Origin of the sequence: Sulfitobacter sp. SH24 (genome assembly GCF_965641895.1) — a bacterium.
GTDB lineage: Bacteria > Pseudomonadota > Alphaproteobacteria > Rhodobacterales > Rhodobacteraceae > Sulfitobacter > Sulfitobacter dubius.
In genome coordinates, this window is sequence record NZ_OZ282575.1 from 850,625 (window position 1) to 871,830 (window position 21,206).

Sequence of the window (21,206 nt, forward strand, 5' to 3'; positions counted from 1 at the left end):
TAAGAATATGTCTTCGATCAACACAAACAACTCCGCAATGAATGCTCTGGCAACTCTGCGTGGTGTCAATTCGAACCTCAACCAAACCCAAGACCGCATCTCGACGGGTCTTAAAGTGTCCTCGGGCAAGGACAACGCCGCCTACTTCGCGATCTCCGAAACCATGAAGGGCGAAAGCGGCATGAACAAAGCCGTGAATGAAAGCTTAACGCTGGCGAAGAACTCAGTTTCAACAGCCCGTCTTGGTGCGGAAACCGTACAGGATCTGGCACAGCAATTTGTTGATCGCCTAGCGTTCGCGCAAAACGAAGGCGTAGATCAAGAAAGCGTCCAGAAAGAGCTGACTGCTCTGGCTTCGGAAATGAAGACCGCACTTGATCAGTCCGGGTTTAATGGTCAGAATCTTCTGACCACCGCTACCCCCGCGCGAACAGAAATTTCTTTCGTTTCCGGTGTGTCTCGTGCATCAGATGCTACTCTCTCGCTCACCTCAGTAACAGTAAATCTGACTGATCTTGAGGCGCTAGTTGGCGATCCTGCAGCGAACGCCGCTGACGATAGTACCTTTGCGGATATTCAAATCACCAACGCCTCAACAACAGCTGAACTGGAAGCTTCACTGTCCGCGGCCCAAGGGTTCTTGGAAGATATTACCGCAGCAGCGACCGATCTAGGTATTGGTGAGAAATCGCTCGAAAACCAGCAAGAGTTCCTGACCAAGCTGACCGACAACCTCGACACCGGCGTTGGCGCGATGGTTGACGCCAACATGGAAGAAGAAGCTGCCCGTCTTCAGGCGCTTCAGGTTCAGCAGCAGCTGGCATCGCAGTCCCTGTCGATTGCCAACCAGGCGCCGCAGAACATCTTGAGCCTGTTCCGTTAAGGATTAGGGTTTTCGGGGCCAAGGCCTAGCGCTCTGGCCCCGATCCAACCGCCTCAGAATTTGCGGTTGGCAGGCAGCAAACGATAAAAACAAGGAAGAATTCCTATGGGGCTGGCAGCATACAAACGAACAATTCGCGAAAGCGAAACCCCGCGGCAGATCGAGCGCCGCATCCTGAGCCGCGTCACACATGACCTTGCCGAAAAGGGTCAGGGCTTTGATGCGACAGACGATAAGAGCGAGCGGTTGAACATCCTCGCCTCCGGTCTGCGCGACGCGATCTACGAAAATCAACGGTTCTGGTCGGCCTTGCGCTTTGACCTGTCCGAGCCGGAAAACAAGATGCCCGACGGGTTGAAAGCCTCGCTCATTTCCATCGCGCTTTGGGTGGACCGTCACAGCACCGCGCTGATGGCTGGCGAAGGCCGTTTGGCCGGTCTTGTCGAGATCAACGGCAACATTGCCGCCGGTCTGGCCGGGCAGGCCGCGCCGCAGATGCAGGAGGTGTAAGATGCTGAAACTCACCCTTCGTCCCCGTGAACGTGTGGTCGTGAACGGCTGCGTCATCCGCAATGGCGACCGTCGCCAAGCGCTGACCGTCGAGAACCGCGCCGACATCGTGCGCGAGTCCGATCTGTTGAAGCCGGATGCGGAATCCACGCCTGTTTCTAAGGTCTATTTCTTGGTGCAAACCGCGCTGATCCGTCCTGATACCCGCGATCAAATCTTGCCGATGATCCAACAGGGCCTGGCCGATCTGGCCTGCTGCTTTGGCGCCGAGATGCGCAGCCGGATCATGGAAGCGGCGAACTTCGTCTCCATGGCCGATTTCTACAAAGCCATGAGCGAATTGCGCGCGGTCCTAAAATACGAGACCGAGCTCATGCAGCTTCGCCCGGTGCCGCCCGCCTCCAGCCATGAGGCCGCGCACGCATGATTTCGCTGGGCGGCATGGGCACTCAGGTGGCGGTTAAGCTGTTTGACGCAACGCGCGACAAACAGCTCGACCTTGCCGCCAGCAACGCCCTGAACGCCCGGCAGATTAAAGCCTTTGAAGAACGTATCGGCAGCATCTCTTCCCCGCAGGAACTGATTGCCGATACCGAAGTCTATACTTTCGTCATGCGGGCCTTCGACCTCGAAGATCAGATCTTTGGCAAGGCGATGATCCGCAAGACGCTGGAAAGCGATATCACCGACAGTTCCGCACTGGTGAACCGCCTCAGCGACCCCAAGATTCGCGACATGTATCTGACTTTGGGCTTCACGCCCGGAGGGGGGAGCAGTGCGAATCTTGATAAACTCGACTGGCAAGCCGAGATGATCGACCGTTTCAAAGAACGTTTCGTGTTGAATGCCGCCGGAGAGGACAACGAAGGCGCGCGGATTGCGTTGGAGTTCAAATCCAAAGCCTCTGAAATCGACACATGGCTTGATGTATTGAAGGACGAAGACCTCGGCAAATTCATGCGCCGGGCGCTTGGTGTTCCAGATGAAGCGATCCAAGTTGATCTCGACCGCCAGATCGCGCTTTTCGAGCAGAAATTCGACATCGAAAAGCTGAAAGACCCTGCCGAGGTCGACAAGCTCGTCTCGCGTTTCTCGGCGATTTATGACGCTGTTGAGGGGGTCTCAACCGCGTCCAGCACGGTGCTTTCGTTGATGCAGGGGGCCGTCTCTATCGGGCAGGGCAGCAGCTTTACCGCCATCACCATCGACATTCCAACGATCACCGGCGGCTACAGCGCCTCCAGCATCTACCGCTGATCCGCCCTATTCGATGAATTCGTCGTCATCGGCTGCCGAGGGCAGTTCAATCACGCCTTCATCGGCAAGGCTCTTGGCGTATTCCACCATGGCGGCTTGAGCGGCGCGCACATCGCGGCCCCGGACAGGGCCAGTGGCGGCCATTTCGTCCATCAGCATCTGACGCGAGCGTTGCGGCAGGCATTCCATCAGGTGATCGCGCTGCTCTTTCTTGGCCCCGCGCATCGCCATTGGTAGGGTGGCCCCATCCAGCCCGCGCATGACCTGCGCCAAGTCTTGCATCGGCAGTTTGAACAGATCGTCAAAGACGAACATACGCTGTTTGATGGCTTGGAAAGCGTCGGGAATACGCGCGTCCAATGCACCGGAAAGCTCTTCGAAGGCCTGCACATCCAACTGGTTGAACAGGTCCGCCATGCGCTGATGCGTCTCGACCGAATTGGTGTGCATCGCATTCGACAGGATGTCTTGCTTCAAGGTTTCTTCGATCTGCTGCATCATATGCAGCGGCACGGCCTCCATCGCGATCATGCGCTCGGCGATGTCCTGCATCCGCTCAGGGCCGAGCAGGGGCAGCACTTTGGCCGCGACAGAGGTTTCGACGTTATTGAGGATCGCCGCCGCCGTCTGGTCATGCTCGCCCTTGAGATAATTGGCGATCACCGTCTCATCCAGCGCGCCAAAGCCGCGCCACATGGCGCTTTCGCGCTCGCTGTTCTTGAGCCCGGCCATGATGCTGGTGACCTGCTCTTCGGGCATGAATTTGCGCAGCATGGATTCTGCCGTCGACAGTGACCCCACGACCGACCCGGTTCCGCTGACGACTTTTTGGGTGAACTCTCTCAGTACATGTTCCACCACCTCGGCCGGGATCGGGCCAAGACGGCTCATGGCGCTGGTGATGCGCTCGATCTCGGCGGTGCCGAGCTTTTGCATGAGTTCCGAACCGGTCTGCTCTCCGAGGCAGAGAAAGGTGATGGCCGCCTTGGTGGGACCGTTCAGATCCTCCACCGTGATGGGCTTTCTGCGGGTTTTGGAAAGGGCATTGGTCGACATGGATAAATCCTTTCAGTGCAGGTCAGCCACCGGCAAGCGGCACATAGCTTTCGATCAGCGATCCTGCCAGCATGTACCAACCGTCGATCAGCACAAAGAAGATAACCTTGAACGGCAAAGAGATCAGCACGGGCGGCAGCATCATCATGCCCGCACTCATCAAGACCGATGCGATGATAAGGTCAATGGCGACAAAGGGCAGGTAGATCAGAAAGCCGATGGTAAAGGCGCGGCGTAGTTCTGAGATCATGAAGGCAGGGACGAGATGGCGGAACGTGGCTTCCTCAGCCGTCTCGGGCATGGGGGTCTCTTCGGCCTCTTCGTTGGCCGGGGCGATGCGCAAAAACAGCGCGTAGTCCTCGGGGCGGGTGTTGACGTACATGAAACTCTTGAACGGGGCCGCGATCCGCTCCAGCGCCTGTCCCTCGGCGATGGCGTTTTCCAACAGCGGCTCCACCCCGGCCTCATAGGCGTCCTCGAACACGGGCTGCATGACAAAGAAGGTCATGAACAGAGCCAGCGAGGTCAGCACGATATTGGGCGGAGTCTGGTTCAGGCCAAGGGCCGAGCGCAGCATCGACAGGACGATGACAAAGCGCGTGAAGCTGGTCATGACGACCAAAAGCCCCGGCGCGATGCTGAGCACGGTCATCAGCGCGATAAACTGAACGATCCGGCCCGAAAGATTGGCGTTCTCATCACTTCCCGGCGCGGAATCCCCGATCACATCTGACAGCGTACCCAAAAACCCCCCGTCTTGGGCCATAGCCATGCCGCTGCTGGCGAGAAGCACCAGCAGGGCAAGGCCCATCCGGCCCGACGCATAGCTGCGCAGAGAGGGGCGGTCAGTCAGGCACATAATCCTTGACGATTTGGGTCAGCGAAACGCCCAGCCGGTCTTCCCCGACTTTCACAAGGTCACCGCGTGCGACCAGACGGTCAGAAACCATCAGATCGACGGGCGCACCGATTTTGCGGTTCAGTTCCACGATAGAGCCGCGGGTCAATTCCAGCAGTCGGGAGATCGGCATCCGGGCTTGGCCCAGTACAATCTGCACATCGAGACCGACGTTCAGCATCGCGTTGATCCCAGCCCCTCCGGCCTCAGGGCGGGGGGCGAGGGCGTTGCGCGAATCCTCTGTGTCGAGTTGCGGGAAGACCCCCGCGTCAGCGCTACCCGCGCTGGCGGTATTGCCGAAGGCGTCAGCGCGCGGCTGGTCCTGCTGGCTGGTGCCGGGCGCGGCGTCGGGCGCTTTGCCCTCTGCGGCGTCGACGTCGTCTTTGGGCGATTGCAGGTCAGGCTTATCCATTTTCGTCCTTCTCCTTTTGTGCTTTCAGCGCCCGCTCATGGGTGTCGCGCAGCTCGGCGAGCAGGCGGTCGCAAATCTTTTTGAAGCCGTAGTCGAGACTCCCGTGGTCCCATTCCATCCGGGCATCGCCGTCGGGCAGGTCGGCATCGGCGCGCACGTCCAGCACGCTGTCGCATTTGTAATAGATCGCGCGTTGGCGCAGTTCGGGGCCGATCTGCTCCAGCGTAGCGGGCGATAGGCGCACTTTGATGTGGCTCGATCCGATGGCCATCTTGAGCGATTGGATTACGGTCTTTTTCACCCGCGCGGTCGACAGGCGTTCGATTACTTCGGGGAGGACGATCTCGCAGGTTTGCAGGGTAAATCCCACAATCTGCGCCACCAGCGCTTCCTGATGGGCCTGCATGGCCTGCGAGAGCCGCGCCAGTTCCTGCGCCAGTTTCTCGGCCATGACCGCTTGTTCGGCCTGCATTGTCTGGTGCATCTCAGCCCGGCCCGCGTCGGCTCCGGCCAGATAGCCTTCGATATGGCCTTGTTTGTGGGCCTTCTTGATCTTCGCTTCGATCTCTTCGGGCGTGGGCAGCGCCGGATCCTGCGGCTTGCTCTTGCCGTCCTCGTCGAAGTTTTGCAGCTTGAGGGTCGTGATCACAGATCATCCCCTTCCGACAGCCATTGGCCCAGAACCCGCAGGGCGTCTTCGGTGTTGTCTTCGGCCAGTTCGGCCACGGCGCGCAATTGGCTGTGCTGGACTGCGCCCTCGACCGAGGCGAGATGCACCATGTCGCGGGGCATCTCGTCCATTGGGCCAAGCACCGCACCGGTCTGGACGCCCGCCGGGGTGGGCAGGCGGTTTGGCGGGGTCTCGTTCTGGGTGCCGCCGGTCAACGCTTTTGGCGCGTTATCCCGCTCAGGACCGTCCAACAGGCCCGCGTCGGCGCCAGCGCCAGCCAGCGCGGGCTGAGGAAGGGTGGCATCCAGCACCATGCGCAGCGGGCGCGCGCCCAGCACCATAATGATCGCCACCAACGCCAGGGCAAAGAGCGAGCGCAGGATGGTCATGGCGTTATCTGCCAGCACGGCGCCCAAGCCACGGCCTGCGGGGCTGCTGAACTCGGAATCGAAATCAAGGAATTGCAGGCTCTCGACCTGCACCTGATCGCCGCGGTTCTGGTCAAAGCCGATAGCGGTGCTGACCAATTGGCTCAGGCGCTGCATTTCTTCTTCGCTGCGCTCGATATAGCCTTCGGAGCCGTCGGGCAGGGTGCCATAGCTGCCGTTCACCAGAACGGCGACCGAAATACGCTCGATATCGCCCGGCTCGCGCACCATCTCGCTTTGAACCGAGCCGATCTCATAGTTGATGATCTCGTCGTTCTCGGAACGGGTGGATTGGCCCGCGCCGCCGCCGGCATCGTCGCGCAATTCATCGGGGATATTGTTCGCCACATCGACCGTGGCCGCCGCCGGATCGGTTTCATTGGAGTTGCGCACGCGGGTTTCGATGGATCGGGCGACCTGCTGGGCAGGGTCAAAGGTACGCGAAACGCGCACTTCACGCTCGGTCGTCAGATCAACGCTGACGCGTACGCGGGCATTGCCCGGCCCGACGCGGGCGTTGAGAATGGATTCAACTTTCTGCGCCAGTTGCTCTTCGATCATGCTGCGCTGACCTTGGAGTGAGAAGTCAGAGCTGCCGCCCTCATCCTTGGCCAAGATCGTCTCACCCGAGGCCGACAGGACGGTCACGTTCTGCGCTTCCAAATCCGCCACGGCAGAGGCTACCAGTGCTTGGATCGCCTGCGCTTGGCTGCGGGTCATGCTGGCGTTGGCTTGCGAGCGTACGATGACCGAGCCGCTGGCCTCGGCGCGGCTGCGCGAAAAAGCGGCGCGTTCGGGCAGCACCAGATGCACCCGCGCGGCCTTGATGCCGCTGATAGTTTGGATCGACCGGGCCAGCTCGCCTTCCAGCGCGCGCAACCGGTTCACCTTTTGCATGAAGGAGTTCATCCCCATGCCGGACATGTTGTCGAAAATCTCCCAACCCGGCACGCCTTCGCCTGGCAGCCCCGCATCGGCCAGAGCCATACGGGCGCGGGCGATGTCATTCTCTGCAACCGAAATCGTATCGCCATTGCGCGACAGGTCGACCGTCAGCCCCGCTTGCTCCAGCGTCTGCATCATCTGCGACGCGGTGCCGGGGCTAAGCTGGCTGTAAACCGGGACATAGGTAGGGGCGAGGATGGTCCGCGCGCCGATAAAAATAGCCGCGGTGATCGCCAAGCCGATGCCGCCCAGAAGTGCCAGCCGCTTTGGACCTAAATCCTTAAGGTTTTCAACGATCTGATTCACGGGCCCTCACTCGGTTGGATAGGCCGAGCATTCCCCGCTCGGTCGTCACTATGCAAGCATATATCGATTTATACTTGTGAGAACTGATAAATAAACAGGTTTCTGTTGCAATAAAGCTTGTTTAGCGATGTATTTGTTCTTGCATATGGCGCATTGCGCGGGATCCGACTAAGAGTGAAAGAATGAAAAAGCTTCTTGCTATCCTTGCTGTCGTCTTGCTCTGCCTTCTTGCTGGTGTGGGTGGGGTGACGCTGGCCATTGGCCCTTCTGGTCTGTTGAAAATGGCCGGGCTGGGAGGGGATGAGACCGTAGAAGAGCTCGCTGACAACGGCCATGCCGAAGAGGCGGATGACGATGGTCACGGCGGCAAGCCCAAGACCGAAGTGAAGATGCCGGTCATGCCGTTCCCCGAGATCATCGTGAACGTCACCGACACCGGCCCGCAGGGCGGGCAGACGAGCCGGTTTCTCAAGCTCAACATGCTGATGGTCTATGATGAGAGTGTTGAAGGTGCGGACCGTTTGATTGCGCGCGAAATTTACCTGCGCGACAGTTTCCAAGATTTCCTGCGCCAGTTGCATGTCAGCGATCTGACTGGCAGCTATGGGCTGGCGATGCTGAAAACCGAACTGCTGCGCCGGGCGCGGGCAGTGGGGCACACCGACGCGCCGCATGAAATACTGATTGCCGATATGGTGGTGCAATGACGACAGCGGCCTCCCCCGATGCGCTGAGCCTCGAAGAGACGATGATCCGTCAGGCGCGCGAAAGCTTCCAGCGCCTGCCCACGCTTGAGATCATCATCGACCGGCTGCTGCTGGCACTGGTGCCTGACCTCAAATCCTACTGTACCGTCGCACCCGAGATCGAACTGACCTCGCTAGAATATATGCCCTATGAGGACGCGATGGAGAGCATCCAATCGCCCTCTCTCATCGCCATCGCCAATGCGGAAAGCTGGGGCAGTCAGATCGCCTGTGTGGTCGAGCCGGACCTGCTGTTTTCGGTGCTAGAGATTATGCTGGGCGGGCGTCGGGCCACGAGCCAAGAATGGAAGCCGCGTGGATTGACCGCGATTGAGCAGAAACTGGGCCGCAGGCTGGCGGAACTGTCGCTTAAAGGGCTGGCGCATTGCTTGCATGATGTCAGCCCCGTGCAATTCGACATCCAGTCGTTGGAGTCCAATCCCCGGTCGGTCATGCTGGCCGCCCCGCGCACCGCGACGGTCTTGGTGCGGATGCATCTGCAGTTCGAAGACCGCAGCGGTCATATGGCGCTGGTGCTGCCCTATGGCACGCTTGATGAGGTCAGTGCGCAGTTGGCGCAGCCCTTCCTTGGCGGGCGTTCGCCCACCGACAGTAATGCCCGCAAGGATATGAACAGCCAGATATCAAGCACGACGGTCACCATCACCGGCGTGCTTCAAGAGGTGACGATCCCGCTGCATGAGGTGCTGGAATGGAAGCCCGGTCAGGTGATTGATCTGGGCATGACGGTCGATACTCCCGTGGTTGGCATGGTGAACGCGCAACCGATGTTTCAGGCCGCCTTTGGCCAGCGCAGCAATGGCGCGCTGGCCCTGCGGGTGATCCAATCCTTGCTCCCTAAGGAAAATCAGGAGGACAGCGACGATGATGCCGGCCTTGATTGATATCCTCATCATCGTGCTGCTGGTTGGTACGCTGATCTATGCTTTTATCCTTGATCGCCGGGTCCGCGCCTTGATGGCGACCCTGAAAGAGATGGAGCCGATGGTCGGGGCTTTTTCCAGTGCCGTCGATCAATCGGCCCGGTCGGTCGAAGACCTGCGCGACCTCAGTACCAAGGTTCAACGCGCCGAGCCGCCTGTGCAGCGTGACGCCACACAGCACCGCAAAGCCGCGGCTGAACCTATTCCAGCAGGCCAAAGCCCGGCAGAGATGCGCGCCGCGCGTCTGAAGGGGCGTTCCCAAGTGCGCGGGCAGGCGGCAGTGCAGGGCAAATCCGAACTGGTCCGCACCTTTTTCGACATCACCAAGGAGCGTAAGGAATGAGCCGTATCTCCCTGCCAAAGATCGCGCTGTTTGGCCTTGGCGTCGCTGGCGTGCTCAAGCTTACGGTTGAGTTCATGCCAATGATGGCCATCGCCGAGACGCCCACCGACACGCCTCCGGTTCCGATTGAGCTGGCCGCCGCACCCGCGCCGCCCAGCTATGACGCCAGCGCCCCGGGCGAAAGCGGCATGTGCGAGCCGAGCCATCTGATCGCCGAGGCCATCGCCGAAGAGCGTGCCCTGCTGAAAGACCAACGCGATACGATTGCCGACCGTGAAGCCAAGCTGGCGCTGGCCGAGCAAAGCCTCAAAGCCGAGCAGACCCGGCTGGCCAGCCTGCGCGATGAGATCGGCGCGCAGTTGAAGGTGATCGAAGAGGCCAACAATCAGGACATGACCAAACTGGTTGAGCTTTACCGCAACATGAAGCCACAGGTGGCGGCGGGCATCATGGATGAAATCGACGTGGAAACCGCCGTGCAGGTGATCGGTGCTATGCCCGAACGGGACGCTGCGCAGATCATGGGCTCGTTCAGCCTCGTCCGTGCACGTTTAATCACCAAAATCCTGCTGGAACGCTCCAAACTCCCCGCCGACCGCAACCTCGAAGGGCTGCGCCTACGTTAAGCGGGCAGGGCTTAATCCTCGCGGATCGACGACCCTGCCGGCGGTTTGCGGCGCACGTTGCGGCGCATGTCCATGACAAAGCCGATGATCTCGGCCACCGCTTGCCAATGCTCCATCGGGATACGGTCATCTACTTCCACCGCTGCATGTAGCGCACGGGCCAACGGGCGGTTTTCGATGATCGGGATGTCGTGGTCCTTGGCCAGTTCGCGGATGCGATGCGCCATCACATCGGCGCCCTTGGCCACGCAGACCGGCACATCATCCACGCCCTGTTCGTATTTCAGCGCCACGGCGTAATGGGTCGGGTTGGTCAGGACCACGCTGGCGCCCGGGATCGCCTGCGCGATGCGCTGGCGCGCGCGGGCGCGGCGCAATTCGGCCCGGCGGCCTTTGATCTGCGGATCGCCCTCGCTGTCCTTATGCTCGTCGCGGATTTCCTTGAGGCTCATCATCTGTTTCTTCTTCCACTGCGCGCGTTTCCAAATGATGTCGGCAATGGCAATGGGGACGAGGAAGGTGGTCGTCACAAGAAATATCCAGCGCACCTTCTGCAAAGTGGCATCAAGTAAAGTCTCAGGCACAAAGGCCTGCGTCTGCCCCAGAGACTGCGCAATATCCCGCACAGCCCAGACGGTGATAAAGCCGATCACCAGCACCTTGGCGGTGTTCTTGGCGAACTCGACAAAGGCATCGGCGGAGAACAGGCGCTTGAAGCCCGAGAGGGGGTTTAGTTTCGATATCTTCGGTTTGATCCGCTCGGCTGAAACCACCGTCTCGCCTTGGATCAACACTCCGAAAAGCGCTGCCAACACCATAATTCCGACTACGGGCATCATTGCCAGCCCCACCGTAAAGCCCAGCGATTTAAGGACACCGCCGGCTTCAACCAATCCGGTGCCGCCGGTGCCGATCGCGGTCACACCTGCGCCCAAAAGCGGGCGTTGCAGTGCGTCGACAATGCCGCCAATCGAACTGGGCAGCACGAAGATCAGGATCAGCAGCAAGGCAAAAACCAGCATCGCCGTGCCGGTCTCACGCGATTGTGGCACGTCGCCTTTCTTGCGCGCGTCGCGGAGCTTTTTCTCCGTCGGCTCTTCGGTCTTACTGCTCTTGTCCTCTTCCGACATGGCCTAGAACCCGTAGGTGGTGAGCCATTCCGCGAATGGCTCCAGAAACCCGCGCATCATGGTCGGAACCGCCAGCACCATCAAGGCCAACCCGGCGGCGATCAGCAAGGGCTGGGCGATGAAGAAGACCTGAAGGCTTGCCATCATACGGTTGGCCAAGCCCATACCGACGTTAAGCACCAGACCCGCCACATAAAAGGGCGCGGCGATTGACAGGCCGAGGTAGAGGCTGACCTGCGTGGCGCGGGCAAACTGATCGGTCAGATCGGCCAGCATGAAAGTGCCGGGGATAAAAACCTGATAGGACATCAGCAGCGACTCGATGATCAGGTGGTGCAGGTCGGTGACAAAGATCAGCGCCGTCGCCCCGATCAGCAGCATCGCGGCCATGCTTGTTGCCCCCTCAAAGGCCCCAATGTTCGGTGCCAAGGCATTGGCCAACCCCGACATCAACGCCATCTGATAGCCCGCGAATTGGAGCGCCGAGAGCAGCGTGCGCGCCACCAGCCCGATCCACAGTCCCACGGTGATTTCCGAGCCAAAGATCAACAACAGGGCACCGGGGCGATCTTCGGCCACCGGGCCAAGGCCCGTAACCGGATAAAGCGCAGCACTCAGGATCAGACCAAAGAACAACCGATGCCGCGTCGGGACCGAGGTCTCCGCAAAACCCGGCATGAACAAAAGCGCGCTGCCGATGCGGGCGAAGACGACGAAGTATCCCATCAGCGCGTCGGTCAAGAGGGCGGAAAGGTCCATCCCTAGCCCCCGATGGTGGCGACGGTCCGCAGTGACACCTTGCGGTGGATTTCGGCGTTGGAGATCACCGGCGTCATCGGGCTGACCCGCTCCAACATGGAGCGCACATAGGACCGCGCCTCGGGGTTCACCATCAGCGCGGGCCAGCTGTCTTCAGAGGCGAAGCGCTGGATCTGCTGGCGGGCCTGCAAGACGAACTCCTGCACCCGTTTGGGCGACATGACGAATGTGCGGTCATCGCCCACCATTTTGACCGCGTCAATGAACTCGGCCTCCCATGACGGCGACAGGGTGATGACGGGCACAAATCCCTGCCCATCGGCCAGACCTTGGCAAATCTGGCTCGACAGACGGCGGCGCACGTTTTCCAGCACCAACGCGGGCTTGCTGGTCTGGCGCGTGGCTTCGGCCATCGCCTCGACGATGAGCGGCAGATTGCGGATCGACACACGCTCCAGCAGCAGTTCCTGCAAGACCTGCTGCACCAGAATGGCGGGGGAGGGGACGGGCAGATCGTTGACCAGTTTTTGGTAATTCCGGTCCAGCCCCTCAATCGCCTCTTTTGCCGAACCGTAGGTGAGCAGTTCCGACATGTTCTCTTTCACCACTTCGGTCAGATGCGTGGTGATCACGCTTTCCGGGTCCACCACCGTATAGCCCTGGGCCTCGGCCTGATCGGCGACCTTGCTGTCGACCCAAAGCGCATCGAGCCCGAACGTCGGCTCGCGCGTTGCCTCACCCGGCAGTTGCAGCGGCGCGCCTTCGGGGTTGATCACCATCATCTGATTGGCGCGGATGTCGCCCTTGGCCACATCAACGCCGTGGATCTGGAAGGAGTAGCTGTTGATCGGCAGGCTTACATCGTCCTTGATCCGCACCGAGGGCATGGGGAAACCGAACTCTTCGGCGAAATGTTTGCGCAGGGATTTGATCTTGCTCGGCAACACCGCGTCGGGACGGTTGGCCAGCGCCACCAGCCCTTCACCCAGCACCAGCCGCAACTCGTCGAGGTGCATGGGGTTGCTGTCGACCTCCGGCATGTCCTGCTTTTTCTGGGCCTCTGCATCAGCCTGTGCCTTGGCCTCTGCGGCCTCCGCCGCGCCGCGCTGGATCACCACGCCCAAGCCCACCATGGCAGCGGCCAGCAAGGCAAAGACCAGCAGCGGAAAGCCCGGCAGAAGGCCGATACCGAACAACAGCATCGCTGCCATATAGAGCGCCTTGGGGAAGTTCGACAGCTGGTCAAAGACCGCCTCGTTTGCCGCGCCACGCGTGCCGCCCTTGGTCACGATCAGACCCGCAGCCAGCGACACCACCAGCGCCGGGATCTGGCTGACCAGCCCGTCCCCGATGGTCAGCGAGGTGAAGACGTTAAAGGCATCGCCCACGCCCATGCCGCGCTGCACGACACCGATCAGAATGCCACCGATGACGTTGATCAGCGTGATAATCAGCCCCGCTACCGCATCGCCGCGCACAAATTTCGAAGCACCGTCCATCGCCCCGAAAAACGCGCTTTCGTCTTCCAGTTCCTTGCGGCGGCGACGGGCCTCGTCTTCGTCGATCAGCCCTGCGCCCATATCGGCATCGATCGCCATCTGCTTGCCCGGCATCGCATCCAGCGAGAACCGTGCGGCAACCTCGGCGATACGGGTCGACCCCTTTGTAATCACGACGAAGTTGATGATGACGAGGATGGCAAAGATCACCACACCGATGACGAAATTGCCCGCCACGATGAACTTGGAGAAGCCCTGGATCACATCGCCCGCGGCATGCAGACCTGCGTGCCCTTCGCTGAGGATCAGCCGGGTTGAGGCCACGTTAAGCGACAGACGCAACATGGTGGTGACCAGCAGCAGCGTCGGGAAGGAGTTGAACTGCAAGGGCGAAGGGATCCAGAGCGCCACCATAAAGATCAGCACACTCAGCGACAGTGACAGCGCCAACCCGAAGTCCAGCAAGATCGGCGGCAGCGGCAGGAACAGAACCGCCAGCACCAGCGACATGCCAACGGCAAAGCTGACGTCTTTGTTTGCGCCGAACATGCTCAGCTGCGGCAGGATGGTGTTGGGTTTCGTGCTCATCCCGCATCCTCCGCGTGGACGGTGGTGAAGTGTGGCAGGACGGGCTGCATCTCATGGGCGGAATAAAGCGAGCGGCGGGCGTTTTCAGCGCCGCCAATCTGCGCGCCCCAAGTGGCCTTGGCCGCCAACCTATCATAACTGCCCGACGTGCTGCGGGGCGTCTTGCGCGGACGCGCGGGAACGGGGCTGGCACTGGCCAGCGCCTGAAACTCCGGAAGCCGCGCATTGGCGGCTGAGATATTCTTTTGCAGACGGTCAAGGTAGGTGTCGCGGAACTCAGGCTCGAACGAATGGTACGACCCGGCGGCCTGCATCCAACTGCCCGTGCGGCGGTGCAACCGCTTGAGGAAACGCGCGGCGTAATCGACGTTCACGCGCGGATCAAAGCCTTCGCTCACGCTGTCAAACGCATCCGGATGCCAACGCATGTTGATCTGCATACAGCCCACGTCGATAGAGCGGATGCCACTCGCCTGCCGCTCGGCGATCCAATCCAGCGCGGCATTGCGGCTGTCAAACAGCCGTCCTTCGCCCGCGGCGTTGACCGCATAGGGCCAGACCGTGAAATGCCCATTGCGCCTTGTGCCCGCCTCTTGCAGGCCGATGGCCAGCAGCAGGTTGTCGGGTATGCCATGCCGCGTTTGTGCCGCCAGAATTTCGCGGATGCAGACCCCTTCGGGCCCGCCCTTGGCGGCCAGCGTCCGGGCTGTCTTGGTCACGGCGTTTTTCTGCGATGGCTCATAGAACGACCCCCAGCCTTGGGCGAGGGCAGGGGTGGCGAGCACCGCCCCCAGCAGCGCCGCGCGGGCCATATGCCAAAGCGCTCTCACAGCCCACCGTTCTGCACGAGGTCAAAAATGGTGTCCGACAGGTTCTTCAGCGTGGCATACATAAACGGCGTCGCGGCCAGCAGGGTGACAAAGATCATCACGATCTTGGGCACGAAGGTCAGCGTCATTTCCTGAATTTGCGTCAATGCTTGGAAAAACGCGATCACCAGACCAATCGCCAGCGCCACCCCCAGCACCGGACCCGAAGCCAAAAGCACGGCCCAGACGGTTGCAGAGATGATGTCATAGGTCTGGGTTTCGGTCATGGCCTAGATCGGCATCCGCAGAATTTCCTGATAGGCTTCGACAAAGCGGTCGCGCACCGACACGGCCACTTTCACAGTGCTCTCCATCGCCAGCATCGCTTCGACTACCTGTTGTGTATCCGCCTCACCGCGCAGCCCGGCCTGGGCCACGGCCTCGCCACCGCGCACGGTTTCCAACGCGCTTTCGGAGGCCTGTTGCACCATATTGGTGAAACTATTGGCGCTGGCACCGGCTTCCTCGGCGATGCCTTCGCCCTTTTGCCCCGTCAGCGATTGCGAGGTGCGGTAGGCACCCCGGACGGCGGCGGTTGAGATCAAAGAAGCAGGATCGCTCATCTCAGGTTACCTCACTTCAACAGGTCGAGCATCTGACCGCGCATCCGGCGACCGGACTCGAACATGTTCATGTTGGCCTCGTAGTTCCGCGAGGCTTCGCGCATGTTGGCCATCTCAATGATGGGATCGACATTGGGCCGATTGACATAGCCGGTGTCATCCGCCGCCGGATGCGACGGGTCATAGTCGCGCCGAAACGGGGATTGGTCGCGCCCAATGCGATCAACCTCAACCAATGACCCGCCGCCATTGCGGTCAATCAACTCGGAAAAGCTGATGGTCTTGCGCCGAAACGGATCGGCGCCGGGCGTGGTGCCCGTTGAATCGGCATTGGCCACGTTTTCCGAGATCACCCGCAAACGCGCGGTCTGCGCGGTCATCCCGCTGGCGGCGATTTTGGCGATAGACTGAAGCGGATCCATGCGTTTTCCTTACCTGTTCCCGGTGACGGCCATGGTCAGCAAGTCATAGCTTTTGCGGTAAAGCTGCGCTGCCAACCTGTAATGGTCGCCGATCTCGGCGGCCTTCACTGCCTGTTCTTCGAGGTTCACGGTATTGCCATCCAGCGTGGTGCCAGTAGCGTTGCGATCCGTCACCTCACGCACGCCGGGCGTACCGTGGGCGACACCGGTGAAATGTTTGTCATGGGTCGTCACCAACCCATTATCGCGCGACAGCTCTCCGCTCAGCATCGATTCAAAGGACGATACATCCCGCGCCTTGAAGTTCGGTGTCGACGCATTGGCGACGTTTTCAGACACGACCTTTTGCCGGGCCGAAAGCCACTGCATCCGGTCCGAAGCGAGTCCAAGAATAGAAAGATTAGACAAGTTCATTTTTTTGCCTATAGCCTGTTTAATCCTTGTATAGTAAATATTAGCCTACTCTCCTAGAGGAAATTTATCCATGCAGACACTCTTTTCCGAGCTGACCAGCTTTGCCCGCGAGGCGGGCGAGGCCGAGATCACCGGCGAAGTGCGCGCGATCACCGGCATTACCCTAACCGCCGTGGGGCTGGAGAGGGTGCTGGGCATCGGCGAGCGCTGCATCGTGCATGGCTCTGACGGACCGGTCCATGCCGAGGTCGTGGGGCTGGGCACCCATGGCACCGAGTTGCTCCCCTTCGGGTCGTGGCGCGGGGTCGCGGCGGGGGACCGGGTTGAGGTCGCAGTTGGCCGCGATGTGATCCGCCCGGATGAGAGCTGGAAGGGGCGGGTGATCAGTGCCTCGGCGGCACCGCTCGACGGGAAGGGGCATCTGCCCGAAGGCAACCAACCGCGCCCGCTGCGCGCCGCCCCGCCGGGCGCCTTTGACCGCAAACGCATCGGCCCGAAACTGGCGACCCATGTACGCGCGCTGGATGTCTTCACCCCGCTTTGCCAAGGTCAGCGCTTGGGCATTTTCGCAGGCTCCGGTGTTGGTAAATCAACGCTTATGGCCATGCTGGCACGCTATACGGAGTGTGACGTGGTGGTTATGGCGCTGGTCGGTGAACGGGGCCGCGAGGTGCAGGATTTCATCTCGACCGACCTTGGCCCCGAGGGGATGGAGAAGGCGGTTCTCGTCGTCGCCACCGGGGACGAGCCGCCGCTCACCCGCCGCCAAGCCGCTTGGACCGCTATGGCCGTGGCCGAGCATTTCCGCGATCAGGGCCAGCACGTGCTGCTCTTGATGGACAGCGTAACCCGCTTCGCCATGGCACAACGAGAAATCGGCCTCGCCTCGCGCGAACCGCCCACCGCCAAGGGCTACCCGCCGACGGTGTTTTCGGAGCTTCCGCAGATGCTGGAGCGGGCGGGACCGGGGCCGGTGGGCAAGGGCGATATCACCGCGATCTTCACCGTTCTGGTGGATGGTGACGATATGAATGATCCCATCGCCGACGCCGTGCGCGGCATCACCGACGGGCATATCGTGTTGGATCGAAAGATTGCCGAAAAGGGGCGCTATCCAGCGATCGACTTGCTGGCGAGCGTCTCGCGAACGTTGCCGGATTGCCACAGTGATGTGGAGTATACGCTGCTCACTGCCGCTCATAAGGCGCTGGCGGCCCATGCGGATATGGAGGAATTGATCCGCATCGGCGCTTACCGCAGCGGCAGCAACCCTGAATTGGACCGCGCCATTGCCTTTGCTGGCCCATGCGAGGCCTTCCTCAGCCAGCGCAAGGCCGAGCATACCCCGCCGCAGTCCTCATTTGCTGAGGTGGCAGGGATGCTCGACCGGGCCGGAATCAGCCCCGGCTGATACCGCCTATTGCAGGCGGCGCAGCAGCTCGACCGATGGCTCGCCCGTCGCAGGCAGGCCAACGCTGGCCTGATATGCGCTGATCGCTTTGCGGCTGTTTGGCCCGATCACCCCGTCGGTGCCATCGGTGTCAAACCCTCGCGCCGTCAGCCGCTGTTGCAGCGCCATGCGGTCGTCCTTGGTCAGCCCATTGGCGTCGGGTGGGAAGCTGCCGCGCAGCGGTCCGCCCCCGGCGATGCGGTCGGCCAGATGGCCTACGCCGATGGCGTAGCTGTCGGAGTTGTTGTAGCGCTTCAGCGCCCGGAAATTGCTGGTCACGACAAACTGCGGCCCACCTGCCTGCGGCTGGATCACCGATCCGGCGCTGGCGGGCATACTGCCCACTTCGCCACCCCATTTGACACCGCGTGTCCAGCCATTACGCGAGAGATATGCGGCGGTCGAGGCCAGCGCATCGCTGGGGTCTTCCGACCAGATGTCGCGTCGTCCGTCGCCGGTGAAATCCACCGCGAAGGCTTGATAGGACGTAGGAATAAACTGCGTATGCCCCATGGCCCCGGCCCAAGATCCGGTCATGCGATCGGCAGTGATGTCGCCGTTTTGCAGAATTTTCAGGGCCGCGATCAACTGCTTTTCAAAGAACGCCCCGCGCCGCCCGTCATAGGCCAGCGTCGAAGTGGCCGAAACGACGGGTACATTCCCGCGCCGCTCCCCGAAATAACTCTCAAGCCCCCAAACCGCCGCGACGATCTCTGCCGCCACGCCATAGCGGTTCTCAATCGCGCTCAGCGTGCTACGGTGCCGCGCAAAGGCCGCGCGCCCCTTTGACACCCGCTCATCCGAGGCGGCGATTGCGAGGTAATCTTCCAAGCTGCGGCTGAATTCTGTTTGGTTGCGGTCCCGTTTCACGACGCCGGGCAGGTAGCCCGTACCGCGGAACCCTTGGGTTAAGGTGCTGGCCGAGATCCCTTGTGCCGAGGCACGGCCCTTAAACGCCGCGACCCAAGCGTCATAGCCTGCATTGGGCGCCGGGCGCAGATCGTCCGGCACCCCTGCCGCTGCTGCGGGGCCAAGCGCGCCGCCCCCCGTGGAGCAGGCCGAGGTCAGCCCCAGAGCGGCGAGGCCGAATGCGAATGTTCTGCGTGAATGTCTCATAAATCCTGCCTGCCGCTGCATTGTTGCGTTTTGCGCAGCATATCGCAGGCAGGTCGCCCGACAAGGCGGGATCGCCAAGATGGCAAGCCTTCGCCGAGGAAAACTTGGCCCTTGGGCTTATCGCCCGGGCTGGTACAAGGGCACTGTCGACATCGACATCTTGGCGGAGCCATCTTGCACCTGCTGGCTGTGACTGATGTAGATCAGCGTGTTGTTCTCTTCGTCGAAAATCCGCTTTACCCGCAGCGTCTTAAAGATAATTGAGCGCCGCTCGCTGAATACATTCTCGCCTTCATCGTCCATCTCGATATCACCCACTTCAATCGGGCCGGTCTGGCGGCAAGAGATGGAGGAGTTCGATGGGTCTTCGAACCAATTGCCCTTTTGCAGTCGGTCAATCAAGCCGCGCTCGAAATAGGCCAGATGGCAGGTCACGCCCTTGACCTTAGGGTCGGCCACGGCTTCGACGATAATGTCATTGCCCAGCCAGTCCACGTCGACATTCCCCACCTGTTCGGCAGGGGCGGCAGTGGCAAAAAGGCAGGCGGAAAGGGCGGCGGCGCGCGCAAATATCTTGTTCATGGCAGGCCAACGCGCGACGGGCAGGGCGGTTCCCGCGCGCGGACAAATACCCTCGAATTCCTCAGTGCCGCTCGGCCAAGGCGCAAACGGCTTCATGCTGGCTGAGGAATACCTCGCCCGTCAGATCATCCAAGAAGTGGCTGCGCTTGAGGCGGTCCATGACCGGGCCTTTGACCTCACTCAGGTGGAGCCGTATATCGGCATCCCGCAGCCGCGTGTTGATCGCCTCCAGCGACTCCAGCGCTGAAAGGTCGATCTCATTCACCGCTGGGAACATCAGCACGACGTCCGTCAGCTCGGGCTTGTCCGCGGCATAGCGCGCTAGTTGATCCTCTAGGAAGCGGGCGTTTGGAAAATAGAGGCTCTCGTCCACCCGCAGGGACAGCACATGCGGCTGGGTCTCAACCTCATGGCGCAATACATTGCGGAAATGCTCAGTCCCCGGCACCCGGCCCACCACGGCCATATGCGGGCGCGAGGTCTTATAAAGATGCACAAGAATCGAGGTGATGACCCCGGCGCTCACCCCCGCTTCGACACCGAAGATCAACGTCAGCAGGATCGTCACGCTCACGGCTGCAAAATCGGCATGGCTGAAGGCCCAAGCACGTTTGAGGATTGAGAAATCAACAAGACTGAGCACCGCAACGATGATAGTGGCGGCGAGCGTGGCTTTGGGAAGGAAGTAGATCAGCGGCGTGAGAAACAGCGCCGCGAGCGCCAGCCCTACGGCGGTGAAGGCCCCCGCGGCAGGCGTCTCGGCCCCTGCGTCAAAGTTCACGACAGAGCGAGAGAAGCCCCCGGTGACCGGAAAACCCCCGGTGAAGGCGGCCCCAAGGTTCGCACTGCCCAGACCGATGAGTTCTTGATCTGGGTCGATGCGCTGGCGTTTCTTGGCGGCCAAGGTCTGCGCCACGCTGATGCTCTCTACAAAGCCGATGATCGAAATTAGCAGCGCGGGGATGAACAGTTGCGACAGCAGATCGGGCGAGAAGGAAGGCAGCGTGAGCGGCGGCAGGCTTTGCGGCACTTCGCCCACGATGGCCACGCCGCGACTGCCCAGATCAAAGGCCCAGACCGCCAACGTGGTGCCGACGATCACCAGCACCGGGCCTGTCTTGGCACCGATATCGGCCATGCGCGGCCCCAGCCCGATACGCAAAAGCAAGGGCTTTAACCCGCCCCGCACCCAGAATAGAAACGCCGTCGCGGTCACGCCCAGCAGCAGGGTGATCGGGTTCACCTCACCCAAATGCGCCCAAAGGCTGGCGAGGATGTCGACCAGCGTATGGCCTTCGCCTTCGACCCCCAGAATATGACGCAATTGGCTGGCGGCAATCAGGATGCCCGAGGCGGTGATGAACCCCGCGATCACAGGGTGAGACAGGAAATTCGCCAGAAAGCCCAACCGGAACAGCCCAAGCGCCAGCAGCATCGCGCCCGACAGAAACGCCAGCGTCAGCGCCGCGGTGACATAGCCCGCCGTGCCCGCTTCGGCGATATTGCCCACCGCCGCTGCCGTCATCAGCGACACCACCGCCACGGGCCCCACTGCCAGCGCCCGACTGGTGCCAAAAATCGCATAAAGCACAATCGGCGCGATGGAGGCATAGATACCGGCCTCGGGCGGCATCCCCGCAAGCAGGGCATAGGCCAGCGATTGCGGAATCAACATGATGGTGACGATCACCGCTGCCACCATATCCCCGGTGAACTGGTCACGATCATAGCGCCGCCCCCAGTCAAGGATCGGCAGATATTGCGCGAGAGGCGGGAGGGTCATGTCAGGC

General features: G+C 61.0%; 25 protein-coding genes. 9 read left to right on the top strand and 16 right to left on the bottom strand.

Features of this window, described 5'->3' with window-relative positions; genetic code table 11:
- Positions 1-7: 7 nt before the first annotated feature.
- From ACSQ16_RS06640 to ACSQ16_RS06655, 4 genes are all read left to right on the top strand, one after another.
- Positions 8-883, top strand: coding sequence for a flagellin (locus tag ACSQ16_RS06640; RefSeq protein ID WP_243261238.1), 876 nt, complete (start codon positions 8-10; stop codon positions 881-883).
- 105 nt (positions 884-988) lie between these two features.
- The gene (flaF, locus tag ACSQ16_RS06645; RefSeq protein ID WP_067262368.1) at positions 989-1,393 is read left to right on the top strand and encodes a flagellar biosynthesis regulator FlaF; all 405 of its coding nucleotides are present in this window, start codon (positions 989-991) and stop codon (positions 1,391-1,393) included.
- A 1-nt stretch (position 1,394) separates the two neighbouring features.
- On the top strand, positions 1,395-1,820 hold the full coding sequence (locus ACSQ16_RS06650) for a flagellar biosynthesis repressor FlbT (RefSeq protein WP_243261237.1): 426 nt from the start codon (positions 1,395-1,397) through the stop codon (positions 1,818-1,820).
- The gene (locus ACSQ16_RS06655; RefSeq protein ID WP_243261236.1) at positions 1,817-2,650 is read left to right on the top strand and encodes a DUF1217 domain-containing protein; all 834 of its coding nucleotides are present in this window, start codon (positions 1,817-1,819) and stop codon (positions 2,648-2,650) included. Before ACSQ16_RS06650 ends, ACSQ16_RS06655 begins: the two co-directional genes overlap by 4 nt.
- Before the next feature lie 6 nt (positions 2,651-2,656).
- Here ACSQ16_RS06655 and ACSQ16_RS06660 read toward each other — a convergent pair whose 3' ends face one another.
- The 5 genes from ACSQ16_RS06660 to fliF are packed head-to-tail and all read right to left on the bottom strand — an operon-like array spanning position 2,657 to position 7,365.
- Positions 2,657-3,706 carry a flagellar motor switch protein FliG gene (locus tag ACSQ16_RS06660; protein WP_243261235.1) on the bottom strand — a complete coding sequence of 350 codons (1,050 nt, stop codon included), beginning with the start codon at positions 3,704-3,706 and terminating at the stop codon, positions 2,657-2,659.
- A 22-nt stretch (positions 3,707-3,728) separates the two neighbouring features.
- Positions 3,729-4,565 (bottom strand): flagellar type III secretion system pore protein FliP, encoded by an 837-nt coding sequence (gene fliP / locus ACSQ16_RS06665; protein WP_435988717.1) that lies wholly within the window; start codon positions 4,563-4,565, stop codon positions 3,729-3,731.
- A complete protein-coding gene (locus ACSQ16_RS06670; protein ID WP_243261233.1) occupies positions 4,552-5,016 on the bottom strand; it encodes a FliM/FliN family flagellar motor switch protein in 465 nt (154 codons plus the stop codon). Before ACSQ16_RS06670 ends, fliP begins: the two co-directional genes overlap by 14 nt.
- The gene (locus ACSQ16_RS06675) at positions 5,009-5,665 is read right to left on the bottom strand and encodes a FliH/SctL family protein (RefSeq protein ID WP_243261232.1); all 657 of its coding nucleotides are present in this window, start codon (positions 5,663-5,665) and stop codon (positions 5,009-5,011) included. The genes ACSQ16_RS06670 and ACSQ16_RS06675 overlap by 8 nt, the downstream gene beginning before the upstream one ends.
- Positions 5,662-7,365 (bottom strand): flagellar basal-body MS-ring/collar protein FliF, encoded by a 1,704-nt coding sequence (fliF, locus tag ACSQ16_RS06680; RefSeq protein ID WP_243261231.1) that lies wholly within the window; start codon positions 7,363-7,365, stop codon positions 5,662-5,664. The genes ACSQ16_RS06675 and fliF overlap by 4 nt, the downstream gene beginning before the upstream one ends.
- Before the next feature lie 182 nt (positions 7,366-7,547).
- On the opposite strand from fliF, the gene ACSQ16_RS06685 reads away from it, so the two are divergent.
- The 4 genes from ACSQ16_RS06685 to ACSQ16_RS06700 are packed head-to-tail and all read left to right on the top strand — an operon-like array spanning position 7,548 to position 10,024.
- Entirely contained in the window at positions 7,548-8,072 is a 525-nt protein-coding gene (locus tag ACSQ16_RS06685; protein WP_243261230.1) for a flagellar basal body-associated FliL family protein, read from the top strand.
- Entirely contained in the window at positions 8,069-9,016 is a 948-nt protein-coding gene (locus tag ACSQ16_RS06690) for a flagellar motor switch protein FliM (RefSeq protein WP_093928367.1), read from the top strand. The genes ACSQ16_RS06685 and ACSQ16_RS06690 overlap by 4 nt, the downstream gene beginning before the upstream one ends.
- Entirely contained in the window at positions 8,997-9,398 is a 402-nt protein-coding gene (locus ACSQ16_RS06695) for a flagellar motor switch protein (protein ID WP_243261229.1), read from the top strand. The genes ACSQ16_RS06690 and ACSQ16_RS06695 overlap by 20 nt, the downstream gene beginning before the upstream one ends.
- Entirely contained in the window at positions 9,395-10,024 is a 630-nt protein-coding gene (locus ACSQ16_RS06700; protein ID WP_243261228.1) for a MotE family protein, read from the top strand. The genes ACSQ16_RS06695 and ACSQ16_RS06700 overlap by 4 nt, the downstream gene beginning before the upstream one ends.
- A gap of 11 nt (positions 10,025-10,035) precedes the next feature.
- On the opposite strand, the gene flhB is transcribed toward ACSQ16_RS06700, so the two are convergent.
- Genes flhB through flgB form a run of 8 tightly spaced genes read right to left on the bottom strand, consistent with a single transcriptional unit; the run spans position 10,036 to position 16,268 of the window.
- Positions 10,036-11,154 carry a flagellar biosynthesis protein FlhB gene (flhB, locus tag ACSQ16_RS06705; RefSeq protein ID WP_243261227.1) on the bottom strand — a complete coding sequence of 373 codons (1,119 nt, stop codon included), beginning with the start codon at positions 11,152-11,154 and terminating at the stop codon, positions 10,036-10,038.
- 3 nt (positions 11,155-11,157) lie between these two features.
- Complete coding sequence (locus tag ACSQ16_RS06710) at positions 11,158-11,913, bottom strand: flagellar biosynthetic protein FliR (protein WP_243261226.1); 756 nt, start codon at positions 11,911-11,913, stop codon at positions 11,158-11,160.
- 2 nt (positions 11,914-11,915) lie between these two features.
- Positions 11,916-14,000 (bottom strand): flagellar biosynthesis protein FlhA, encoded by a 2,085-nt coding sequence (gene flhA / locus ACSQ16_RS06715; protein ID WP_243261225.1) that lies wholly within the window; start codon positions 13,998-14,000, stop codon positions 11,916-11,918.
- The gene (locus ACSQ16_RS06720; RefSeq protein WP_243261224.1) at positions 13,997-14,830 is read right to left on the bottom strand and encodes a lytic transglycosylase domain-containing protein; all 834 of its coding nucleotides are present in this window, start codon (positions 14,828-14,830) and stop codon (positions 13,997-13,999) included. The genes flhA and ACSQ16_RS06720 overlap by 4 nt, the downstream gene beginning before the upstream one ends.
- Positions 14,827-15,096, bottom strand: coding sequence for a flagellar biosynthesis protein FliQ (fliQ, locus tag ACSQ16_RS06725; RefSeq protein ID WP_067261035.1), 270 nt, complete (start codon positions 15,094-15,096; stop codon positions 14,827-14,829). Before fliQ ends, ACSQ16_RS06720 begins: the two co-directional genes overlap by 4 nt.
- Positions 15,097-15,099: 3 nt before the next feature.
- Positions 15,100-15,432: a flagellar hook-basal body complex protein FliE gene (locus ACSQ16_RS06730; protein WP_243261223.1), complete on the bottom strand. Its 333-nt coding sequence runs from the start codon at positions 15,430-15,432 to the stop codon at positions 15,100-15,102.
- Between the two features lie 11 nt (positions 15,433-15,443).
- The gene (gene flgC / locus ACSQ16_RS06735; protein WP_067630405.1) at positions 15,444-15,854 is read right to left on the bottom strand and encodes a flagellar basal body rod protein FlgC; all 411 of its coding nucleotides are present in this window, start codon (positions 15,852-15,854) and stop codon (positions 15,444-15,446) included.
- Between the two features lie 9 nt (positions 15,855-15,863).
- Complete coding sequence (flgB, locus tag ACSQ16_RS06740; protein WP_243261222.1) at positions 15,864-16,268, bottom strand: flagellar basal body rod protein FlgB; 405 nt, start codon at positions 16,266-16,268, stop codon at positions 15,864-15,866.
- 70 nt (positions 16,269-16,338) lie between these two features.
- Here flgB and ACSQ16_RS06745 point away from each other — a divergent pair, with 70 nt between their 5' ends.
- Entirely contained in the window at positions 16,339-17,679 is a 1,341-nt protein-coding gene (locus tag ACSQ16_RS06745) for a FliI/YscN family ATPase (RefSeq protein WP_243261221.1), read from the top strand.
- Between the two features lie 6 nt (positions 17,680-17,685).
- Here ACSQ16_RS06745 and ACSQ16_RS06750 read toward each other — a convergent pair whose 3' ends face one another.
- The 3 genes from ACSQ16_RS06750 to ACSQ16_RS06760 form a co-directional block, all read right to left on the bottom strand.
- Entirely contained in the window at positions 17,686-18,834 is a 1,149-nt protein-coding gene (locus tag ACSQ16_RS06750) for a lytic murein transglycosylase (protein WP_243261220.1), read from the bottom strand.
- A 117-nt stretch (positions 18,835-18,951) separates the two neighbouring features.
- On the bottom strand, positions 18,952-19,416 hold the full coding sequence (locus ACSQ16_RS06755) for a CreA family protein (RefSeq protein ID WP_243261219.1): 465 nt from the start codon (positions 19,414-19,416) through the stop codon (positions 18,952-18,954).
- 61 nt (positions 19,417-19,477) lie between these two features.
- Positions 19,478-21,199, bottom strand: coding sequence for a SulP family inorganic anion transporter (locus tag ACSQ16_RS06760; RefSeq protein WP_243261218.1), 1,722 nt, complete (start codon positions 21,197-21,199; stop codon positions 19,478-19,480).
- Positions 21,200-21,206 lie beyond the last annotated feature (7 nt).